17 protein-coding genes and 1 tRNA gene are annotated in these 18038 nt (G+C 70.9%); 14 read left to right on the forward strand and 4 right to left on the reverse strand.

Annotated elements, in window-relative coordinates; all coding sequences use genetic code 11:
* Positions 1–34: 34 nt before the first annotated feature.
* The 6 genes from rsmA (at position 35) to AB0B14_RS04235 (ending at position 5642) form a co-directional block, all read left to right on the forward strand.
* Positions 35–904: a 16S rRNA (adenine(1518)-N(6)/adenine(1519)-N(6))-dimethyltransferase RsmA gene (gene rsmA / locus AB0B14_RS04210; protein WP_357521188.1), complete on the forward strand. Its 870-nt coding sequence runs from the start codon at positions 35–37 to the stop codon at positions 902–904.
* Positions 905–936: 32 nt separating this feature from the next.
* Positions 937–1524 carry a Uma2 family endonuclease gene (locus AB0B14_RS04215; RefSeq protein WP_357521190.1) on the forward strand — a complete coding sequence of 196 codons (588 nt, stop codon included), beginning with the start codon at positions 937–939 and terminating at the stop codon, positions 1522–1524.
* On the forward strand, positions 1521–2471 hold the full coding sequence (locus AB0B14_RS04220; RefSeq protein WP_357521192.1) for a 4-(cytidine 5'-diphospho)-2-C-methyl-D-erythritol kinase: 951 nt from the start codon (positions 1521–1523) through the stop codon (positions 2469–2471). Before AB0B14_RS04215 ends, AB0B14_RS04220 begins: the two co-directional genes overlap by 4 nt.
* A gap of 120 nt (positions 2472–2591) precedes the next feature.
* Positions 2592–4397: an ABC-F family ATP-binding cassette domain-containing protein gene (locus AB0B14_RS04225; protein ID WP_357075667.1), complete on the forward strand. Its 1806-nt coding sequence runs from the start codon at positions 2592–2594 to the stop codon at positions 4395–4397.
* Between the two features lie 101 nt (positions 4398–4498).
* A complete protein-coding gene (locus AB0B14_RS04230; RefSeq protein WP_357521194.1) occupies positions 4499–4954 on the forward strand; it encodes a DUF4383 domain-containing protein in 456 nt (151 codons plus the stop codon).
* Between the two features lie 211 nt (positions 4955–5165).
* A complete protein-coding gene (locus tag AB0B14_RS04235) occupies positions 5166–5642 on the forward strand; it encodes a DUF4383 domain-containing protein (protein ID WP_357521196.1) in 477 nt (158 codons plus the stop codon).
* A gap of 7 nt (positions 5643–5649) precedes the next feature.
* On the opposite strand, the gene AB0B14_RS04240 is transcribed toward AB0B14_RS04235, so the two are convergent.
* Together AB0B14_RS04240 and AB0B14_RS04245 are read right to left on the reverse strand one after the other, a co-directional pair.
* The gene (locus tag AB0B14_RS04240; RefSeq protein WP_357521198.1) at positions 5650–6345 is read right to left on the reverse strand and encodes a TetR/AcrR family transcriptional regulator; all 696 of its coding nucleotides are present in this window, start codon (positions 6343–6345) and stop codon (positions 5650–5652) included.
* 223 nt (positions 6346–6568) lie between these two features.
* Positions 6569–7534 carry an acyl-CoA desaturase gene (locus AB0B14_RS04245; RefSeq protein WP_357075655.1) on the reverse strand — a complete coding sequence of 322 codons (966 nt, stop codon included), beginning with the start codon at positions 7532–7534 and terminating at the stop codon, positions 6569–6571.
* Between the two features lie 399 nt (positions 7535–7933).
* Here AB0B14_RS04245 and AB0B14_RS04250 point away from each other — a divergent pair.
* The 8 genes from AB0B14_RS04250 (at position 7934) to AB0B14_RS04285 (ending at position 15654) form a co-directional block, all read left to right on the forward strand.
* Positions 7934–8005: transfer RNA gene (locus AB0B14_RS04250), tRNA-Gln, on the forward strand.
* 109 nt (positions 8006–8114) lie between these two features.
* Entirely contained in the window at positions 8115–9650 is a 1536-nt protein-coding gene (gene glmU, locus AB0B14_RS04255; RefSeq protein ID WP_357075652.1) for a bifunctional UDP-N-acetylglucosamine diphosphorylase/glucosamine-1-phosphate N-acetyltransferase GlmU, read from the forward strand.
* Positions 9651–9708: 58 nt separating this feature from the next.
* Entirely contained in the window at positions 9709–10689 is a 981-nt protein-coding gene (locus AB0B14_RS04260; RefSeq protein WP_357075649.1) for a ribose-phosphate diphosphokinase, read from the forward strand.
* 313 nt (positions 10690–11002) lie between these two features.
* Positions 11003–11692, forward strand: coding sequence for a 50S ribosomal protein L25/general stress protein Ctc (locus AB0B14_RS04265; protein WP_357075646.1), 690 nt, complete (start codon positions 11003–11005; stop codon positions 11690–11692).
* A gap of 88 nt (positions 11693–11780) precedes the next feature.
* Positions 11781–12374: an aminoacyl-tRNA hydrolase gene (gene pth / locus AB0B14_RS04270; RefSeq protein WP_357521200.1), complete on the forward strand. Its 594-nt coding sequence runs from the start codon at positions 11781–11783 to the stop codon at positions 12372–12374.
* Positions 12375–12508: 134 nt separating this feature from the next.
* Positions 12509–13339: an inositol monophosphatase family protein gene (locus AB0B14_RS04275; protein ID WP_357075640.1), complete on the forward strand. Its 831-nt coding sequence runs from the start codon at positions 12509–12511 to the stop codon at positions 13337–13339.
* Between the two features lie 75 nt (positions 13340–13414).
* Entirely contained in the window at positions 13415–14326 is a 912-nt protein-coding gene (gene cysD / locus AB0B14_RS04280; protein WP_357075637.1) for a sulfate adenylyltransferase subunit CysD, read from the forward strand.
* A gap of 74 nt (positions 14327–14400) precedes the next feature.
* A complete protein-coding gene (locus AB0B14_RS04285; RefSeq protein ID WP_357075963.1) occupies positions 14401–15654 on the forward strand; it encodes a GTP-binding protein in 1254 nt (417 codons plus the stop codon).
* Between the two features lie 141 nt (positions 15655–15795).
* Here the strand turns inward: AB0B14_RS04285 and galK are convergent, their stop codons facing one another.
* Both galK and galE read right to left on the reverse strand, forming a co-directional pair.
* A complete protein-coding gene (gene galK, locus AB0B14_RS04290; RefSeq protein ID WP_357075634.1) occupies positions 15796–16965 on the reverse strand; it encodes a galactokinase in 1170 nt (389 codons plus the stop codon).
* The gene (gene galE / locus AB0B14_RS04295) at positions 16962–17948 is read right to left on the reverse strand and encodes a UDP-glucose 4-epimerase GalE (RefSeq protein ID WP_357075631.1); all 987 of its coding nucleotides are present in this window, start codon (positions 17946–17948) and stop codon (positions 16962–16964) included. The genes galK and galE overlap by 4 nt, the downstream gene beginning before the upstream one ends.
* Positions 17949–18038: the final 90 nt, after the last annotated feature.

Consider the following 18038-nt stretch of genomic DNA (forward strand, 5'->3'; position numbering starts at 1 on the left):
GGTCGGCCCCGACCCCGTCGCTACGCTGCCCGGCATGACCGGTCTCCTCGGCCCGGCGGAGATCCGGGAACTCGCCGCCCGGCTGGGCGTCGCGCCCACCAAGAAGCTGGGCCAGAACTTCGTGCACGACCCGAACACCGTGCGCCGGATCGTCACCGCCGCCGGGTTGACCCCCGACGACGTGGCGCTGGAGGTCGGTCCCGGCCTCGGTTCGCTGACCCTGGGGTTGTTGCCGGTCGCCGGGCACGTGCACGCCGTGGAGATCGACCCGGTGCTCGCCGGGGCGCTGCCGGAGACCGTCGCCCGGCACGCCGGCGCGGACGCCGACCGGCTCACCGTGCACCGCGCCGACGCGCTGCGCATCGCCGCCGCCGACGTGGCCGACCCCGCACCGACGGCACTGGTGGCGAACCTGCCCTACAACGTGGCCGTGCCGGTGGTGCTGCACCTGCTCGCCGTGCTGCCCACCCTGCGGCACGGCCTGGTGATGGTGCAGAAGGAGGTCGCCGACCGGCTCGTCGCCGGTCCCGGCTCCAAGGTGTACGGCATCCCGTCGGTCAAGCTCGCCTGGTACGCCCACGCCCGAGGTGCCGGCAAGGTGCCGCCGAACGTGTTCTGGCCGGTGCCCAACGTCGACTCCGGCCTGGTCGCCTTCACCTGCCACGAACCACCCCGCACCGACGTGCGGCGGGAGCAGGTCTTCGCCGTGGTCGACGCGGCGTTCGCGCAGCGCCGCAAGACGCTGCGCGCCGCCCTGGCCGGCTGGGCTGGTGGCCCGGACCGGGCCGCCGCCGCGCTCACCGCGGCCGGTGTCGACCCCGGCGCCCGAGGGGAGTCACTGACCGTCGAGCAGTTCGCCGCCATCGCCGCGTCGGCTCCGGCCGGTACGCGGGCCGCGAAGTAGGCTGACGCCGTGCCCGCCGAGGAGGTGTACGAGTGACCGCGGATGCTTTGCCCCCGCCGCGCGACCGCTGGTCCGGTCCGGACCTCTGGCGCCAGAGGCTCGGCAACTACACCGTCGAAGACGTGCTCTCCCTGCCCGATGACGCTCCCCGGGTGGAGCTACGCGACGGAGTCATGATCGTGGTCCCCTCCCCGACGTTCGGCCATCAGAAGATCAGCGGCCTGCTCTGGAATTGGCTGAGGCAACATTCGCCGAAGGGGATGGAGCCCAGCTTCGCCACAGGCGTCATGGTCGGCGTCGACCAGACCTTTGAGCCTGACGTCATGCTGCTCGCGGCCGAGACGATCAACTATGACAGCCACTACTCGACCGCTGAGCCCGTGATTCTGGTTGTCGAGGTCGTCTCCCGCAGCACCCGACGGCGGGACCGGCTGGAGAAGCCTGCCGACTACGCCGATGCCGGGATCCCGCACTACTGGCGGGTCGAGCAGAATCCGGTGCACGTGTACGCGTACGACCTGGTCGACGGCCGGTACGAGCTGGCCGCCGACTCCGCCGAGGAGCTGATCGTGGCCAAGCCGTTCGACATCCGCCTGCACGTGCGGGACATCACCCCGTGACCGAGGCCTGGCGACCTGACGACGAGGACGAGCGACGCGGGGCCATCGGGCCGGTGAAGGTCCGGGTGCCCGCGAAGGTCAACCTGCACCTCGGGGTGGGCCCGCTGCGCCGGGACGGCTACCACGAGCTGAACACCGTCTACCACGCCATCTCGATCTACGACGAGCTGACGGCCCGCCGGGGCGACACGCTCGCCCTGACCATGGAGGGCGAGGGCACCGGCGAGTTGGCGCTGGACGACACCAACCTGGTAATCCGCGCCGCGCACGCCCTCGCCGGGTACGCGGGCGTGCTGCCACACGCCCGACTGCACCTGCGCAAGCAGATCCCGCTCGCCGGTGGGCTGGCCGGTGGCAGCGCCGACGCGGCCGCCGCACTGGTGGCCTGCGACGCGCTCTGGGGCACCGGGCTGTCCCGCGACGAGTTGGCCGGGATCGCCGCCGACCTCGGCTCCGACGTGCCGTTCCTGATCTACGGCGGCACCGCGCTGGGCACCGGCCGGGGCGAGGCGGTCAGCCCGGTGCTGGTCCGCCCCACCTCCTGGCACTGGGTGGTGGCGATCGCCGACGTCGGCCTGTCCACCCCGGCCGCGTACCGGGAGTTGGACCGGCTCCGCGACTCCGGTGCCGCCGGTGCCCCGCTGGGCAGCACCGATGCGCTGCTGGGCGCGTTGCGCCAACGTGACCCCCGGGTGCTGGCCCGGACGCTCGGCAACGACCTGCAGGACGCCGCGCTGGCCATGCGTCCGGCGTTGGCCGACACGCTCAAGGCCGGCGAGGCGGCCGGCGCGCTCACCGGCATCGTCTCCGGCTCCGGGCCGACCTGCGTGTTCCTCGCCGCCGACGCGGCCGACGCGGAGCGGATCGCCGCCGAGCTGACCGCCGCTGGCGTGTGCCGTCAGGCGCGGGTCGCGCGCGGTCCGGTCGCCGGCGCTCGCGTCGGCTGACCGCACGTCCCGGCGGGCCGGCGGGCGCGCGGCGCGGGCAGCGCGGGCGTCCGCGTACCCTTGGGTCAGGCGTCCAGGTGCCCGCCGGCACCCGGACGCCTTGATCATGAAGGGTGGAACGTGGCGAACATCGTCAATCTGGACCGGGTGTCCAAGGGGTACGGCGCCGCGGGGCGGCTACTCACGGACGTCTCGCTCGGCCTGGACGACGCCGACCGGATCGGCGTGGTCGGCCTCAACGGCGCCGGCAAGTCCACCCTGCTGCGGCTGCTCACCAAGCAGGAGGACCCCGACGACGGCCGGGTCACCCACCGCCGTGACCTCCGCGTGCTCTGGCTGCCGCAGCAGCTCACCCTCGCTCCCGAAGCCACCGTCCGGGATGTCGTGCTCGGCACCGCCTGGCTGGCCGAGGGCATGGGCGCCGAGCACGAGTGGGCCGGCGACGCCGGGGTGCGGGCCATCCTCGACGGCCTCGGCATGCCGCACCTCGGCCTGGACCAGCCGGTCGGCCCGATGTCCGGTGGCGAACGGCGCCGGGTGGCACTCGCCGCGCTGCTCGTGCGCGACTCCGACCTGCTCATCCTCGACGAGCCCACCAACCACCTCGACGTCGGCGGTGTCGACTGGCTGGCCCGGCACCTGGTCGGGCGCAAGGGCGCCCTGGTCGTGGTCACCCACGACAGGTGGTTCCTGGACGCGGTCTGCACCTACACCTGGGAGGTCGCCGACCAGACCGTCCGCGCCTACGAGGGTGGCTTCGCCGCCTGGACCCTCGCCCGCGCCGAACGCGATCGTGTCGCCGCCGCGACCGAGGCTCGCCGGCAGAACCTGCTCCGCAAGGAGATCGCCTGGCTGCGCCGTGGGCCGCCGGCCCGGACCTCCAAGCCCCAGTTCCGCATCGACGCCGCGAACGCGCTGATCGCCGACGTGCCGCCGGCCCGCGACACCATGTCGCTCCAGCGCATGGCCACCTCCCGGCTCGGCAAGCAGGTGTACGAGCTGGAGAACGTCGAGCTGCACGCCGGCCCCAAGGAGATCCTGCGCGACGTCACCTGGCTGGTCGGCCCCGGTGACCGGATCGCCATCCTCGGCGCCAACGGCGCCGGCAAGACCACGCTGTTGCGGATGCTGGCCGGCATCACCCGCCCCGACGGTGGCCGCCTCGGCACCGGCTCCACCGTGCGGCCCGCGTTCCTCTCCCAGGAGCTCAGCGAGCTGCCCGGCCACCTGCGGGTGCTCGAAGCCGTCGAGGAGGTCGCCCGCCGGGTGCAGCTCGGCGACCGGGAGGTCTCCGCCGCGCAACTCGCCGAGGTGTTCGGCTTCGACGACCGCCGGCTCTGGACCCCGGTCAGTGACCTCTCCGGTGGGGAACGACGCCGGTTGCAGATGCTGCGGTTGCTGGCCGGCGAGCCCAACGTGCTGCTCTTCGACGAGCCCACCAACGACCTGGACACCGACACCCTCGCCGCGCTGGAGGACCTGCTCGACTCGTGGCCCGGCACGATCATCGTGGCGAGCCACGACCGCTACCTGATCGAGCGGGTCACCGACACGGCGTACGGGATGTTCGGCGACGGCCGGCTGGTGCACCTGCCCGGCGGTGTGGACGAATACCTCGCCCGGACCGCGGAGCGGGCCGGCCTTCCGCGGGCGGGCGGCACGTCGTCCGCCGCGCCCGCCGCCGCCTCGGGAGGTGGCATGTCCGCCGCCGAGGTCCGCCAGGCCCGCAAGGAGCTGACCCGGCTGGAACGGCAGCTCGGCAAGCTCGACCAGCGCGAGACCACGCTGCTCGACCAGCTCGCCGCGGACGCCACCGACTACGCCCGGGTAGCCGAGCTGGACACCCAGCTCAAGGATCTGCGCGCCGAGCGGGAGCGGATCGAGGAGACCTGGATGACGCTCGCCGAGGAGCTTCCGGAGAGCTGACCGGGCCGGACGCACCAGCCCGGGGGCCGTGTGCGGCGTCACACCGCCACATGCGGGACAATCGTCGGCGACACCTACCCCACGGCGTTGGAGACTCAGACATGGCCCACACCCCCGTCAACCACCCCGCGCGGCCGATCTACCGGGCGATCGGCGGGCTGACCGGTCTGTACCTGGTGGTCTTCGGTGTGCTCAGCATCATCGCGAGCACCGGCAACGAGATCCTCGCCCAGGACGACACCCGGGTCCTCGGTCAGGGCACGAACCTCGGCCTCGGGCTGCTCAGCGTGCTGCTCGGGCTCGTCGTGCTGGTCGGCACCGCGCTCGGCCGCAACATCGACGTGGCGATCAACCAGTGGCTGTCGTACGCCCTGATGGTGATCAGCCTGGCCAGCCTCGCCTTCATCCGGACCGACGCCAATGTCCTCAACTTCAGCATCGTCACCGTCATCGTCGCGATGACCGTCGCCCTGGTGCTGCTGATGGTCGGCATGTACGGCAAGGTCGGTTCGGAGGAGGAGGCGGAGGCTTTCCAGAAGGCTCGGCTGGTTCTCTGATTTTTCTGGTTGCGGTTGTGGGTTTTCGCCGGAGCCCGAGCTGCTCCGGGCGGTCAGGCTTGATCCCTGCGCAGCTCGGGCTCCGGCGAAAACCTGACCTGGTCCAGCCGTTCGGCGGACCCTTTCCGGCTTTCGGGTTCTTCGGACAGTTGGCTCTTGGTTGGGCGACAATCCTCCTGAAATGGTCTAACTCAGGTGGATGGGGTCTGGTATGCCGCACTTTCCGGTCAACCATCCGGCACGGCCGCTCTACCGGGTCCTCTCCGGTCTGATCGGCGTCTACATCCTGGTGTTCGGCGTCTGGGGCGTCGCCGAGACGATCGGTGACCCGCTCTTCGCCCGCAACAGCACCTGGGCCCTCGGGCTGCGGACCAACCTGGCCTTCTCACTCGCCTCGGTGGTCTTCGGAGTCGTCCTGATCATCGGAGCGTCCCGGCGCACCAACCTCGGCCACTACATGAACCTCACGGCCGGCGTGGTGTTCCTGGCGACCAGCATCCTGATGATGTCGGTGCTGCAGACCGGCGCGAACTTCCTCAACTTCTCGATGTCGACGGTGATCGTGTCGATGCTGTTCGGCCTGATCCTGCTCGGCACCGGCCTCTACGACAAGGTCGGCCCGCCGGAGCACGCCGAGGCGGAGTTGGAGAACCGCAAGCACCCGGTGGCCGACGTGCACCGCCGCTGACGGATGGTCAGTGGCGCCGGGCCGTGATCAGCGTCGGCTTCGCCTCCAGGTGCGACAACCCGTTCCAGGCCAGGTTGACGAGGTGCGCCGCCACCGTCTCCTTGCGCGGCTTGCGCACCTCCAGCCACCAGCGGCCGGTCAACGCCACCATGCCCACCAGTGCCTGCGAGTACAGCTCGGCGAGCTTCGGATCGTACCCCCGGCTCTTGAACTCGGCGCCCAGGATGTGCTCGACCTGGTGCGCGACGTCGTTCATCACGCTGCTGAAGTTGGCCGTGCCGGACATCAGCGGGGACTCGCGGACCAGCACCCGGAAGCCGCTGGTCTCCTCCTCGATGTAGGTCAGCAGGGCCAGCGCCGCCTGCTCCAGCAGCTCCCGTGGATGCCCGGCGGTCAACGCCGTGGTGATCCGGTCGAGCAGGGCCCGGACCTCCCGGTCCACCACCACCGCGTAGAGCCCTTCCTTGCCGCCGAAATGCTCGTATACCACAGGCTTGGAGACCTTGGCGCGGGCCGCCACCTCCTCGATGGAGGTGGCGTCGAAGCCACGCTCGGCGAAGAGTTGCCGGCCGGTCGCGATCAACTGCTCGCGGCGCTGGGCCGCCGACATGCGGACCCGGGAGGTGGGTTTGGGTTTGGGAGCCGGGACCGACGGTGTCACCCGTCGGCCGCCGACGCTGTCACCATCGGTGACCTCAGGCATGTCGCCGCCTAGCTGGCGCTCGGTGACGCCCTGCCGTGGAATGGTGCCTCCGCTGTGCCCGTTCACGTCGTCGCCTCACTGGCCGGCGGTCCGACCGCCCTGCCGCGCCGTCCGATCGGACCCGGATCGGGCCCGGCCCCCGTCTGCCGAGCCGCCCGGTCCCCCCGCGTCGCTCGGTCATCCGGCTATCCTGCCAGGCGCCATCCTGGCGCACCGCCCGGTTTTACCGGGGTGCGACCGGCTTCACCAGCTTCGCGGCGAGGCGCTCCGGTTTTGGCCAGCGCACCTGCGTCGCCGCGCCGGTCTTCTCGAACAACCAGATCACCCGGGCGGAGATGTCCACCTGGCCACGCAGCACGCCGTGCCGCGCGCTGGTGGGGTCGGCATGGTGCAGGTTGTGCCAGCTCTCGCCGAACGACAGGATCGCCAGCGGCCAGAAGTTCGACGCGCGGTCGCCCTGGCGCATCGCGAACGGACGCTCGCCGTAGACGTGGCACACCGAGTTGATCGCCCAGGTGACGTGGTGCAGCAGGCCGATCCGGACCAGCCCGGCCCAGAAGAACGCGGTGAGCGCGCCCTGCCAGGACCAGGTCACCAGACCGCCGATAAGTGCCGGGCCGAGCAGCGAGATCGCCACCAACGCGGGAAAGAGCCTGTCGACCCGGCTGATGTCACGGTCGGCGATGAGGTCCGGTGCGAAACGCTCACGGTTGGACAGCTCCCGGCGGAACAGCCAGCCCACGTGCGCGTGGAACAGGCCCCGGGTCAACGCCCAGAGGCTGGTGCCGAAGCGCCAGGGGGAGTGCGGGTCACCCTCCAGATCGGAGAACGCGTGGTGGCGCCGGTGGTCGGCGACCCACTGGATGATCTCGCCCTGCACCGCAAGCGACCCCGCCACCGCCAGTGTCACCCGCAGCCAACGCTTGGCCTTGAACGAGCCGTGCGTGAAGTAGCGGTGGAAGCCGACGGTGATGCCGAGCCCGGAGACGACGTACCAGACCGAGCCGATGATCACGTCGCTCCAGCCCAGCCAACCGCCCCAGGCGACCGGCACGGCGACCAGCAGGGCGACGAAGGGGATCACCACGAAGGCCCAGAGAGCGGCCAGGATGCCGTTGGCCTGACTGCCGTCGGTGAGTGGTTTGGGACCGCTGGCGGGCGGGTTGGGATCGAGCAGTGTGGTGGACATGAGACCTCGCAGGGGGACGGGGGACGGTCACGAAGCTACGCCTACGTCACCGTAACTTACCGCCCCGTAGATCGCACGGGGAAGTTTCGAAACACCCTCGCGTACCCGCCCAAACTCGCAGGTGAGCCCCCGTCCACCCACCCCACCCCACCCCCACCCCCACCCACACGCGTTGATCATGGAGTTACGCGCGCGTGTCGTCGGCGTGTTGGGCGATAACTCCATGATCACCGGGGTGCGGGCACGTGGTGGGCCGGCGGCTTGGAGGTGTCGGCGGCGGTGTGGGGCGGAGCTGTCAGTGGTTGTGCTGGCGGGGATGAGCGATGGCGTCTGGCGGCCGGGGCGCTAAGGTGTAGCGGCGGGAGATCCGTCACCCGCGCGACGTCCTCGCGTCGCTGATCGGCCGTGGTGTAATTGGCAACACCCGGGTCTTTGGTACCCGTATTTCAGGTTCGAACCCTGGCGGCCGAGCTGCCCCCTACGTCCGTTTTAGGTTCGGGTGGGGGTAAGAGGGGAAGGTGCCGGGCCCCGCGGTTAGCATGGCCGCGAGAGTGTCCGCCGTCCCGACGGGAGCCACGTCGTGCCCCAGCCCCACCTTCGTACCGTCGTCGTGCTCGCCGCCGGTGAGGGCAAGCGGATGAAGTCGACACTGCCCAAGGTGCTGCACCCCCTGCTCGGTCGGACGCTGCTCGGTCACGTGCTGAGCGCCGCCGCGCCGCTGGCCGCGGATCGGACCGTGGTCGTGGTGGGGCACGGTGCCGACCAGGTCCGGGCGCACCTGTCCGAGGTCGCTCCGGACGCCACGCCGGTGCTGCAGGCCCAGCAGCTCGGCACCGGGCACGCCGTGCGGATCGCGCTGGACGCCGTCCCGGAGGGCGCCGGCACGGTCGTGGTGATCAACGGGGACGTGCCGCTGCTGCGCCCCGAGACGGTCGGCGCGTTGGTGACCGCGCACGAGGAGGCGGCCGCGGCGGCTACCGTGCTGGCCGCCGAGGTGCCCGACCCGACCGGCCTCGGGCGGATCGTCCGGGACGCCGACGGCCGGCTGGAGCAGATCGTCGAGGAACGCGACGCCGACGCGACGCAGCGCGCGATCCGGGAGATCAACGCGGGCATCTACGCGTTCGACGCGGTGCGGCTGCGTGCGGCGCTGGGCAAGCTCTCCACCGACAACGACCAGGGCGAGGAATACCTCACCGACGTCTTCGGTCTGCTCCGCTCGGCCGGCGAGCCGGTGGCGGTGCACGTCGCCGTCGACCACTCCGAGACATTGGGCTGCAACGACCGGGTGGAGCTGGCGACGCTGCGCCGGCTGTTGCGCGACCGGGTAAACGAGGCGTGGATGCGCACCGGGGTCAGCCTGCTGGACCCGGTGACCACCTGGATCGACGTGACGGTGGCACTGGACCGCGACGCGGTGATCGACCAGAACACCCAGTTGCGCGGCGGTACGGTCGTCGGTGCGGGAGCGCTGGTCGGGCCGGACGTCACGCTCATCGACACGATCGTCGGCCCTGGCGCGTCGGTGATCCGCAGTCACGCCGTCGGCGCGGAGGTCGGTGCGAGTGCCAGCGTCGGGCCGTACGCGTACCTGCGGCCCGCCGCCCAGCTGGCCGAGAAGGCCAAGGTCGGCACGTTCGTCGAGGTGAAGAACTCCGAGATCGGCCCGGGTGCGAAGGTGCCGCACCTCAGCTACGTGGGTGACGCGACGATCGGCGCGAAGGCCAACATCGGCGCGGCGACGATCTTCGTCAACTACGACGGCGTGCACAAGCACCGCACGGTCGTGGGCGAGGCTGCGTTCGTCGGGTGCGACACGAGCCTGATCGCGCCGGTCGAGGTGGGTGCCGGGGCGTACGTCGCGGCGGGCAGCGCGATCGGTCAGGACGTGCCGCCGGGCGCGCTCGGGGTGACCCGCTCGCCGCAGCGCAACATCGAGGGCTGGGTGGCGCGCAAGCGGGCCGGAACGATCTCCGCGGCGGCTGCCGAGCGTGCGGTACGCGGTGCCGAGGGTGCGTCGGAGGTGGCCCGCGCCGCAAGCGACAGTGAGGCAATCCACGGGGTGACCGAGACGGTGGGCGGCGCGTCCGGCACGGGAGATACTGCAACCGAATAGTCCCTGACCCACCACCACCGGGTCGGGTACCGCCGACAAAACGGGAGCAGACGGGCCCATGGGCAGCATCGTCGCCGAAAACCGCAAAAGCCTGATGCTCTTTTCCGGACGTGGCTTTCCGGAGTTGGCCAAGGAGATCGGTGAGGTGCTCGGCGTCGCGCCGACCCCGGCCGACGCGTACGAGTTCGCCAACGGTGAGATCTTCGTACGTTTCAAGGACTCGGTGCGTGGTTCGGACGCCTTCGTGGTGCAGTCCGTCACGCACGGGGTGAACACCTGGGTCATGGAGACCCTGATCATGGTGGACGCGCTGAAGCGGGGGTCGGCCAAGCGGATCACCGTGGTGCTGCCGTTCTACCCGTACGCGCGGCAGGACAAGAAGCACCGTGGTCGGGAGCCGATCTCGGCCCGCCTGGTGGCGGACCTGCTGAAGACCGCCGGCGCCAACCGCATCCTCACCGTCGACCTGCACACCGCGCAGATCCAGGGCTTCTTCGATGGCCCGGTGGACCACCTCTTCGCGATGGACATCCTGGCCGAGTACGTGGAGCACAAGTACGCCGGCCGGCCGATGACCGTGGTGGCACCGGACTCGGGCCGGGTGCGGGTGGCCGAGCGGTGGACCGACCGGCTGGGTGGCTGCCCGCTCGCCTTCATCCACAAGACCCGTGACCCGATGAAGCCGAACCAGGTCGTGGCGAACCGGGTGGTCGGCGAGGTCGAGGGCCGGGTCTGCCTGATCGTCGACGACATGATCGACACCGGTGGCACGATCGCCAAGGCCGCGGACATCCTCAAGGAGTCGGGGGCGGCGGAGATCGTGGTCGCGTCCACCCACGCGCTGCTGTCCGACCCGGCCACCGAGCGCCTGAAGAACAGCTCGATCAGCGAGGTCGTGGTGACCAACACGTTGCCGCTTCCGCCGGAGAAGCAGTTGGACAAGCTGACCGTGTTGTCGATCGCGCCGCTGCTGGCGCGGGCGATCCGGGAGGTCTTCGACGACGGCTCGGTGACCACCCTCTTCGGTGGTCTGAGCTGAGCCCGCGCCCCGGGGGCAACGGGGCTGGCAGACTGAGGGAAACGAGGCCGGCGCGCTGGTGGGAAAACCACCGACGCGCCGGTCTGGAGCCGTGAACGGGGACTGCCGGAAACCCCGGAAACAGCTCGGGTAGACTGGTGCGGTTGCCACGGCGAGGGTGCCCGGCGGGCCGCTGATAAAGCGCCGCACGGAGGCACCGTCATCGACGCGGTGCTCCGGGCAGTCGTTCATGACGCATGAGCCCCAGCGAGCCCCTCGCCCCAGCACCGCCAGACGACAAGCCGCCGCAGCGAAAAGCATCAGGAGTTTCCCCGTGTCCGAGGTAAAGATCAGCGCCGAGCCCCGCACCGAGTTCGGCAAGGGTGGTGCCCGCCGTACCCGCCGGGCCGGCAAGGTGCCCGCCGTGCTTTACGGTCACGGCGAGAAGCCCAAGCACATCGCGCTGCCGTCGCGGGAGTTCGCCGCGGCGATCCGCAAGGGCGGTGCCAACCAGCTCTTCGCGATCGACATCACCGATGGCACCCAGGTGCTGGCGCTGCCGAAGGCGATCCAGCGCGACCCGATCCGGGACACCTTCGAGCACGTCGACCTGATCCTGGTCCGTCGGGGCGAGAAGGTCACCGTCGAGGTCCCGGTGCAGCTGACCGGCGAGGCCGCCCGCGACACCCTGATCGTGCACGACCACGACACCCTGTCGGTGACCGCCGACGCCACCAAGGTTCCGGACCACCTCGAGGCGTCGATCGAGGGTCTGGAGGCGGGCACCCAGGTGACCGCCGGCGACGTCGAGCTGCCGTCCGGTGTCGAGCTGGCCGCCGACTCGGACCTGACCGTCGCGTCGGTGACCGCGGCCCCCACCGCCGAGCAGCTCGAGGCGACGCTGCCCGAGGTCGAGGCGGCCACCGACGAGGCCGAGGCCGAGGTCGGCGAGACCACCGAGGGCTCCGAGGGCGCGGACACCGCCGAGGGCGCAGAGACCACCGAGGCGCGCACCGAGGCCTGATCGGTTCCAGCTTTGCGACAGGCGCTCCCGGACGTTCGGGGGCGCCTGTCGGCGTATCCGGTGGGATGGACGGCGAGAGGGACGGGTCGTGACGGACGAGGTGGTGGGGCCGTGGCTGGTGGTCGGCCTGGGCAACCCGGGTCGGGAGTACGCCGGTAACCGGCACAACGTCGGGTTCATGGTGGCCGACCTGCTGGCCGGGCGGTTGGGTGCGCGGTTCGGTCGGCACAAGCGGGCGGTGGCCGAGGTGGGCGAGGCGCGGCTGGGGTTTGGTGGGCCGAAGCTGGTGCTGGCGAAGCCACTGACGTACATGAACCTCTCCGGCGGGCCGGTGGCGGCGCTGGCGCAGTTCTACAAGGTGCCGGCGACGCAGGTGATCGCGGTGCACGACGAGTTGGACATCGGGTTCGGCCAGGTGCGGGTCAAGTTCGGCGGCGGCGAGGGCGGGCACAACGGCCTGCGGTCGATGTCGAAGTCGTTGGGCACGAAGGACTACGCCCGGGTCCGGTTCGGCGTCGGCCGACCGCCGGGGCGGCAGGATCCGGCGGATTACGTGCTGTCGGATTTCGGCGCGGCAGAACGCAAGGAGCTGGATTTCCTGGTCGACCGGGCTGCCGACGTGGTGGAGTCGGTGATCCTCAAGGGTGTGGAGCCGACGCAGAACCTCTACCACGGGGGCTGAGTCGGGCGGGGCGTACCGGATCGGAAACGGTTGGCCGGTAGTCTGCGCCTTTCGGCGTGCCGCGCCCACGACGCGGGTCGCGGCGAATCGGTCCGTGCGGGCACGGGTCGCGGCGAGGCGACGGGAGCGGGCAGATGACCAGTCCTCCGATGATCGACGGCGCGTTCGCCAGGTGGTTGGCGTCCCGGGCCGGGCAGGCGCTGCTCGACCTGCGCGCCGAGATGGGCTTCGCGGACACCGGCGCGCTGAAGTCGGCCGGGGACAAGGTGTCGCACGACCTGATCCGCACGGAGTTGGCGAAGTGGCGGCCGGGCGACGCGGTGCTCTCCGAGGAGGACGAGGGGTCGCGGTTGGCCTGGGCGGCCGAGGTGAACACCGGGGCGGTGTCGCGGTTGACCTCGGACCGAGTGTGGATCATCGACCCGTTGGACGGCACCCGCGAGTTCTCCGAGGAGGGCCGCTCGGACTGGGCGGTGCACGTGGCGCTCTGGGCACGTAACGCGCCGAGCCCGCACGGGCTGGTCGCGGGGGCGGTGGGGCTGCCGGCGCAGCACCGGGTGTTGGGCACGGACTACCCGCCGGCGTACCCGCCGATGACGGTGGAGGCCGCGACCGCCGGCGAGCGGAAGATCCGCCTGGCGGCCAGCCGGAGCCGACCGCCGGTCTTCCTGACCGACCTGGCCGAGGACGTCGGGGCGCATCTGGTGCCGATGGGCTCGGCCGGCGCGAAGATCGCCGCCGTGGTCACCGGCGAGGTGGACGCGTACATCCACGCCGGTGGTCAGTACGAGTGGGACTCGGCGGCACCGGTGGCTGTGGCGACGGCCACCGGACTACACGCTTCCCGGATCGATGGTTCTGCGCTGAAATACAACGAGGCGGATCCGCGCCTGCCGGACCTGCTGGTCTGTCGCAAGGATCTCGCCACTCGGTTGCTTGCAGCGTTGCAGAGACATTCCGGGTAGCCTGAGCGCACTTTCTTGACATGTCCGACCGGAAAGGTCTGGAAATCGGATGATCGAGCGAATCGAGCCGGTGTCATGACCACCCCCGCCGCCTACCGGGTCTCCCACCTGGACGCCCTGGAGGCGGAGAGCATCTTCGTGATGCGCGAGGTGGTTGCCGAAATGGAACGCCCGGTGCTGCTCTTCTCCGGTGGCAAGGATTCGATAGTCATGCTGCGGCTGGCGCAGAAGGCGTTCGCGCCGGCCAGCATTCCCTTCCCGGTCATGCACGTCGACACCGGGCACAACTTCCCCGAGGTCCTGGAATACCGCGACCAGCGGGTCGCCGAGTTGGGGTTGCAGCTCGTGGTGGCGAGCGTGCCGGAGGCCCTGGCCAGCGGCATGGTCCGGGAGTCCGGCGACGGGATGCGCAACCGGATCCAGACGCCGGTGCTGCTGGACGCGGTGGAGAAACACCGCTTCGACGCGCTGTTCGGGGGTGCCCGCCGCGACGAGGAGAAGGCTCGGGCCAAGGAGCGGGTGTTCAGCTTCCGCGACGAGTTCGGCCAGTGGGATCCGAAGAACCAGCGGCCGGAGCTGTGGTCGCTGTACAACGGCCGACACCACCCGGGCGAGTCGATCCGGGTCTTCCCGCTGTCCAACTGGACCGAGCTGGACGTCTGGCACTACATCGCCCGGGAACGCATCCCGCTGCCCTCGATCTACTACGCGCACGAGCGTGAGGTGATCGAACGCGACGGCATGGTCTACGCGGTCAACGAGTTCTTCCGCCCCCGGGCGGGTGAGGAGCGGTTCAAGGCACAGGTGCGCTACCGCACCGTGGGCGACGCCTCCTGCACCGCCGCGGTCCGTTCCGACGCGGACACCGTGGAGAAGGTCATCGAGGAGGTGGCCGCCACCCGGATCACCGAGCGTGGCGCGACCCGTGGTGACGACCGGGTCAGCGAGGCCGCCATGGAGGACCGCAAGCGGGAGGGCTACTTCTGATGAGCACCGAGATCGTGGCGTCCGCGGATGCGGAGGCCCGGGCTGTTACCGGGGCCGGGCCGGAGGCCCGGGCGATGGACCTGCTCCGGTTCGCCACCGCCGGCAGCGTGGACGACGGCAAGTCGACACTCATCGGTCGGCTGCTCTACGACACCAAGTCGCTCTTCACCGACCAGTTGGCCGCCGTCGAGGCGGTCAGCGCGGCCCGCGGTGACGAATACACCAACCTGGCGTTGCTCACCGACGGTCTGCGGGCCGAGCGGGAGCAGGGCATCACCATCGACGTGGCGTACCGGTACTTCGCCACCCCCCGGCGCAAGTTCATCATCGCCGACACCCCGGGGCACACCCAGTACACCCGCAACATGGTCACCGGCGCCTCCACCGCCGATCTGGCGCTGATCCTGGTGGACGCCCGCAAGGGCCTGGTCGAGCAGTCCCGCCGGCACGCGTTCCTGTGCTCCCTGCTGCGGGTGCCGCACCTGGTCCTCTGTGTCAACAAGATGGACCTGGTGGACTGGTCGCAGGAGGTCTTCGAACGGATCGCCGACGAGTTCACCGCGTTCGCCGCGAAGCTCGACGCACCGGACCTGACCGTGGTGCCGATCTCGGCGTTGCGCGGTGACAACATCGTCGCCCGCTCGGAGAACATGCCCTGGTACGAGGGGCCGTCGCTGCTGCACCACCTGGAGCGGGTGCACATCGCGAGTGACCGCAACCTGGTCGACGTCCGGTTCCCGGTGCAGTACGTGATCCGGCCGCAGTCCACGACTGTCACCGACTACCGCGGCTACGCCGGTCAGGTCGCCTCCGGCGTGCTCAAGCCGGGTGACGAGGTGATGGTGCTGCCGTCCGGGTTCACCAGCCGGATCTCCGCCGTGGAGACCGCCGACGGGCCGGTGCCGGAGGCGTTCCCCCCGATGTCGGTGACGGTACGACTGGCTGACGAGATCGACATTTCCCGGGGTGACCTGATCTGCCGGCCGAACAACGCACCGGCGGTCGCGCAGGACATCGAGGCGATGGTCTGCTGGATGGACGAGACAGCCCCGCTGCGGGTCGGCGGTCGGTACGCGATCAAGCACACCACCCGCTCGGCACGGGCGATCGTGCGCGGACTGCACTACCGGTTGGACATCAACTCGCTGCACCGCGACGAGTCGGCCGACGAGCTGCGGCTCAACGAGATCGGCCGGGTGCGGCTGCGGACGACGGTCCCGCTGCTGGCCGACGAATACCGCCGCAACCGCACCACCGGAGGTTTCGTCATCATCGACGAGACCACCAACCGCACGGTCGGTGCCGCCATGATCGTCGAAGCGAGCTAGGGCCCGGCTCACCGCTGCTGGCCGCGGGCGGTCGCCGGCTGCTGACCGCCGGCAAGATCGCGCTCGATCCATGAAGTAGTGGCCTCACCCACTGGGCGAGGCCACTACTTCCATGTTCGAGCACGATCACCGAATCACGGCTCAGGGCAGGCGGGTGGCGCCGGGGGAGGGCCGGACCGTCAGGGTGCCGGGGGCGGTGAAGCCTCGTTCGGCGTACGCGGCGGTCACGGCGGCGGCCACCTCGTCGGCGCGGTCGGCGTCGATCAGGGCCAGGACGCAGCCGCCGAAGCCGCCGCCGGTCATCCGGGCGCCGAGCGCGCCGGCCGCCAACGCCGCCTCGACCGCCGTGTCGATCTCCGGCACGGTGATTCCGAAGTCGTCGCGCATGGAGACGTGCGACGCGGTGAGCAGGGGGCCGATGTCGCGGACCCGGGCCGCGCGCAGCAGCGCCACCGTGTCCAGTACGCGTTGGTCCTCGGTGACGACGTGACGGACCCGTCGCCGGGTCTCCTCGTCGTCGAGTTGGGCCAGTGCGGTGTCGAGTTGGTCGACGCTCACGTCCCGCAGCGCGGGGACGCCGAGCGCGGCGGCTCCGGCCTCGCAGGAACGGCGGCGGGCAGCGTACTCACCGTCGGCGTGCCGGTGCGGCGCCCGGCTGTCGATGACGAGCACCGCGAGGCCGGCGGCGTCCAGGTCGAAGGGGATCTGCTCGACCGACTCGTCGCGGCAGTCCAGGAAGAGGGCGTGCCCGGCACGGCAGCGGATCACCGCGGACTGGTCCATGATCCCGGTTGGCGCGCCCACGTAGACGTTCTCGGCCCGCTGCGCCAGCCGGGGCTGCAGCTCCGCGGGCAGCTCCAGCCCACCGAGGTCGAGCAGGGCGGCCAGCACGGCTGACTCCAACGCGGCCGAGGAGGAGAGCCCGGAGCCCAGCGGCACGTCGGAGGCGATGGCCAGCCGCGCGCCCGGAACCGGGTGACCGGCCTCGCGCAGTGCCCAGACCACCCCGGCGACGTACGCGCCCCAGCCGGTCACCCGACCCGCCTCGGCGACGTCGTCCGCCCCGAAGGTGATCGTCTCGTCGGACAGCTCGGACCAGACCGTCCACTGCTCCGCGTCCTGCCGGTCGGCGGCGACGACTGTCTGCAACGGCAGCGCGAAGGGCAGCACGAACCCCTCGTTGTAGTCGGTGTGCTCGCCGATCAGGTTGACCCGGCCGGGAGCCGCCCAGCGGCCGGCGGCCTGGCCGCCGTACCGCGTGGTGAAGCCGGCGGCGGCCCGGTCGGCCACGGCACGCGTGGGGTCGGTCACGGCTGCTGCTCCAGGACGTGTGCGCGGTAGAAGGCCCAGGCGTCGCCGACCATGTCGTGCAGGGTCGGCTTCTGCGGCACCCAGCCCAGCTCGTCGCGGGCCAGCGCGGAGGAGGCGACCAGCTCGGCCGGGTCACCCTCGCGGCGTGGGGCCACCTCGACGGGCAGAAGGTGCCCGGTGACCTCGCGGACCACGTCGGCGACCTGGCGGTTGGTGAAGCCGTTGCCGTTGCCCAGGTTGTAGATCCGGTGTTGGCCGCCGGTGGCCGCGTCCAGGGCCAGCAGGTGCGCGCGGGCCAGGTCGGCGACGTGGATGTAGTCCCGGACGCAGGTGCCGTCCACGGTGGGGTAGTCGTCGCCGAAGAGCTGGAGCTTCTCCCGTCGGCCGGCGGCGACCTCCAGCGCGATGGGGATCAGGTGCGTCTCCGGGTCGTGCCGTTCGCCGAGCGCGATGTCGCCGTCGAGGTGGGCACCCGCGACGTTGAAGTAGCGCAGTGACACGGCGGCCAGTCCGTGCGCGATCGTCTCGGAGGTGAGCGCCATGTCGACGGCGAGCTTGGTGGCGCCGTACGTGTTGGTGGGCGCCTTGACGGCGGTCTCCGGAATTGGCAGCTCGGTGGGGTTGCCGTAGACGGCGGCGGTGGAGGAGAAGACCATCCGCGGCACGCCGGCGGCCCGGACCGCGTCGATCAGGGCGAGGCTGCCAACTGTGTTGTTCTGCCAGTACAGCTCCGGTTTGACCATCGACTCGCCGGCGGCGATCAGGGCGGCGAAGTGCAGCACCCCGTCGAACCCGGCGTCGCGGGTGAGGACGCGGGCGGCGTCGTGGATGGACGCCTCGACGTGGGTCGCGTCCGGGGCGAGCGCCTCGCGGTGCCCGGTGCGCAGGTCGTCCAGGACGACCACCTGGTGACCCGCGTCGAGCAGCATCCGGGTCACCACGCTGCCGATGAAGCCGGCGCCCCCGGTGACGAGCAGTTTCACGTCGTTGCCTCCTGCCTGGCCCGCCCGGGACGTGGCCTTCGCTGATCACCCTAAGGCGGCGGCCGGCACGCTGGCCGACGGCACCGCCAT

The organism is Micromonospora sp. NPDC049171 (assembly GCF_040648275.1).
In the GTDB taxonomy this organism is placed as follows: domain Bacteria; phylum Actinomycetota; class Actinomycetes; order Mycobacteriales; family Micromonosporaceae; genus Micromonospora.

Excerpts from the sequence above, each read along its gene's own strand:
- rsmA (WP_357521188.1), top strand. The coding sequence starts at position 35 with ATGACCGGTCTCCTCGGCCCGGCGGAGATCCGGGAACTCGCCGCCCGG.
- AB0B14_RS04230 (WP_357521194.1), top strand. The coding sequence starts at position 4,499 with ATGGCCCACACCCCCGTCAACCACCCCGCGCGGCCGATCTACCGGGCG.
- AB0B14_RS04235 (WP_357521196.1), top strand. The coding sequence starts at position 5,166 with ATGCCGCACTTTCCGGTCAACCATCCGGCACGGCCGCTCTACCGGGTC.
- AB0B14_RS04240 (WP_357521198.1), bottom strand. The coding sequence starts at position 6,345 with ATGCCTGAGGTCACCGATGGTGACAGCGTCGGCGGCCGACGGGTGACA.
- AB0B14_RS04245 (WP_357075655.1), bottom strand. The coding sequence starts at position 7,534 with ATGTCCACCACACTGCTCGATCCCAACCCGCCCGCCAGCGGTCCCAAA.
- AB0B14_RS04260 (WP_357075649.1), top strand. The coding sequence starts at position 9,709 with ATGGGCAGCATCGTCGCCGAAAACCGCAAAAGCCTGATGCTCTTTTCC.
- AB0B14_RS04275 (WP_357075640.1), top strand. The coding sequence starts at position 12,509 with ATGACCAGTCCTCCGATGATCGACGGCGCGTTCGCCAGGTGGTTGGCG.
- cysD (WP_357075637.1), top strand. The coding sequence starts at position 13,415 with ATGACCACCCCCGCCGCCTACCGGGTCTCCCACCTGGACGCCCTGGAG.
- AB0B14_RS04285 (WP_357075963.1), top strand. The coding sequence starts at position 14,401 with ATGGACCTGCTCCGGTTCGCCACCGCCGGCAGCGTGGACGACGGCAAG.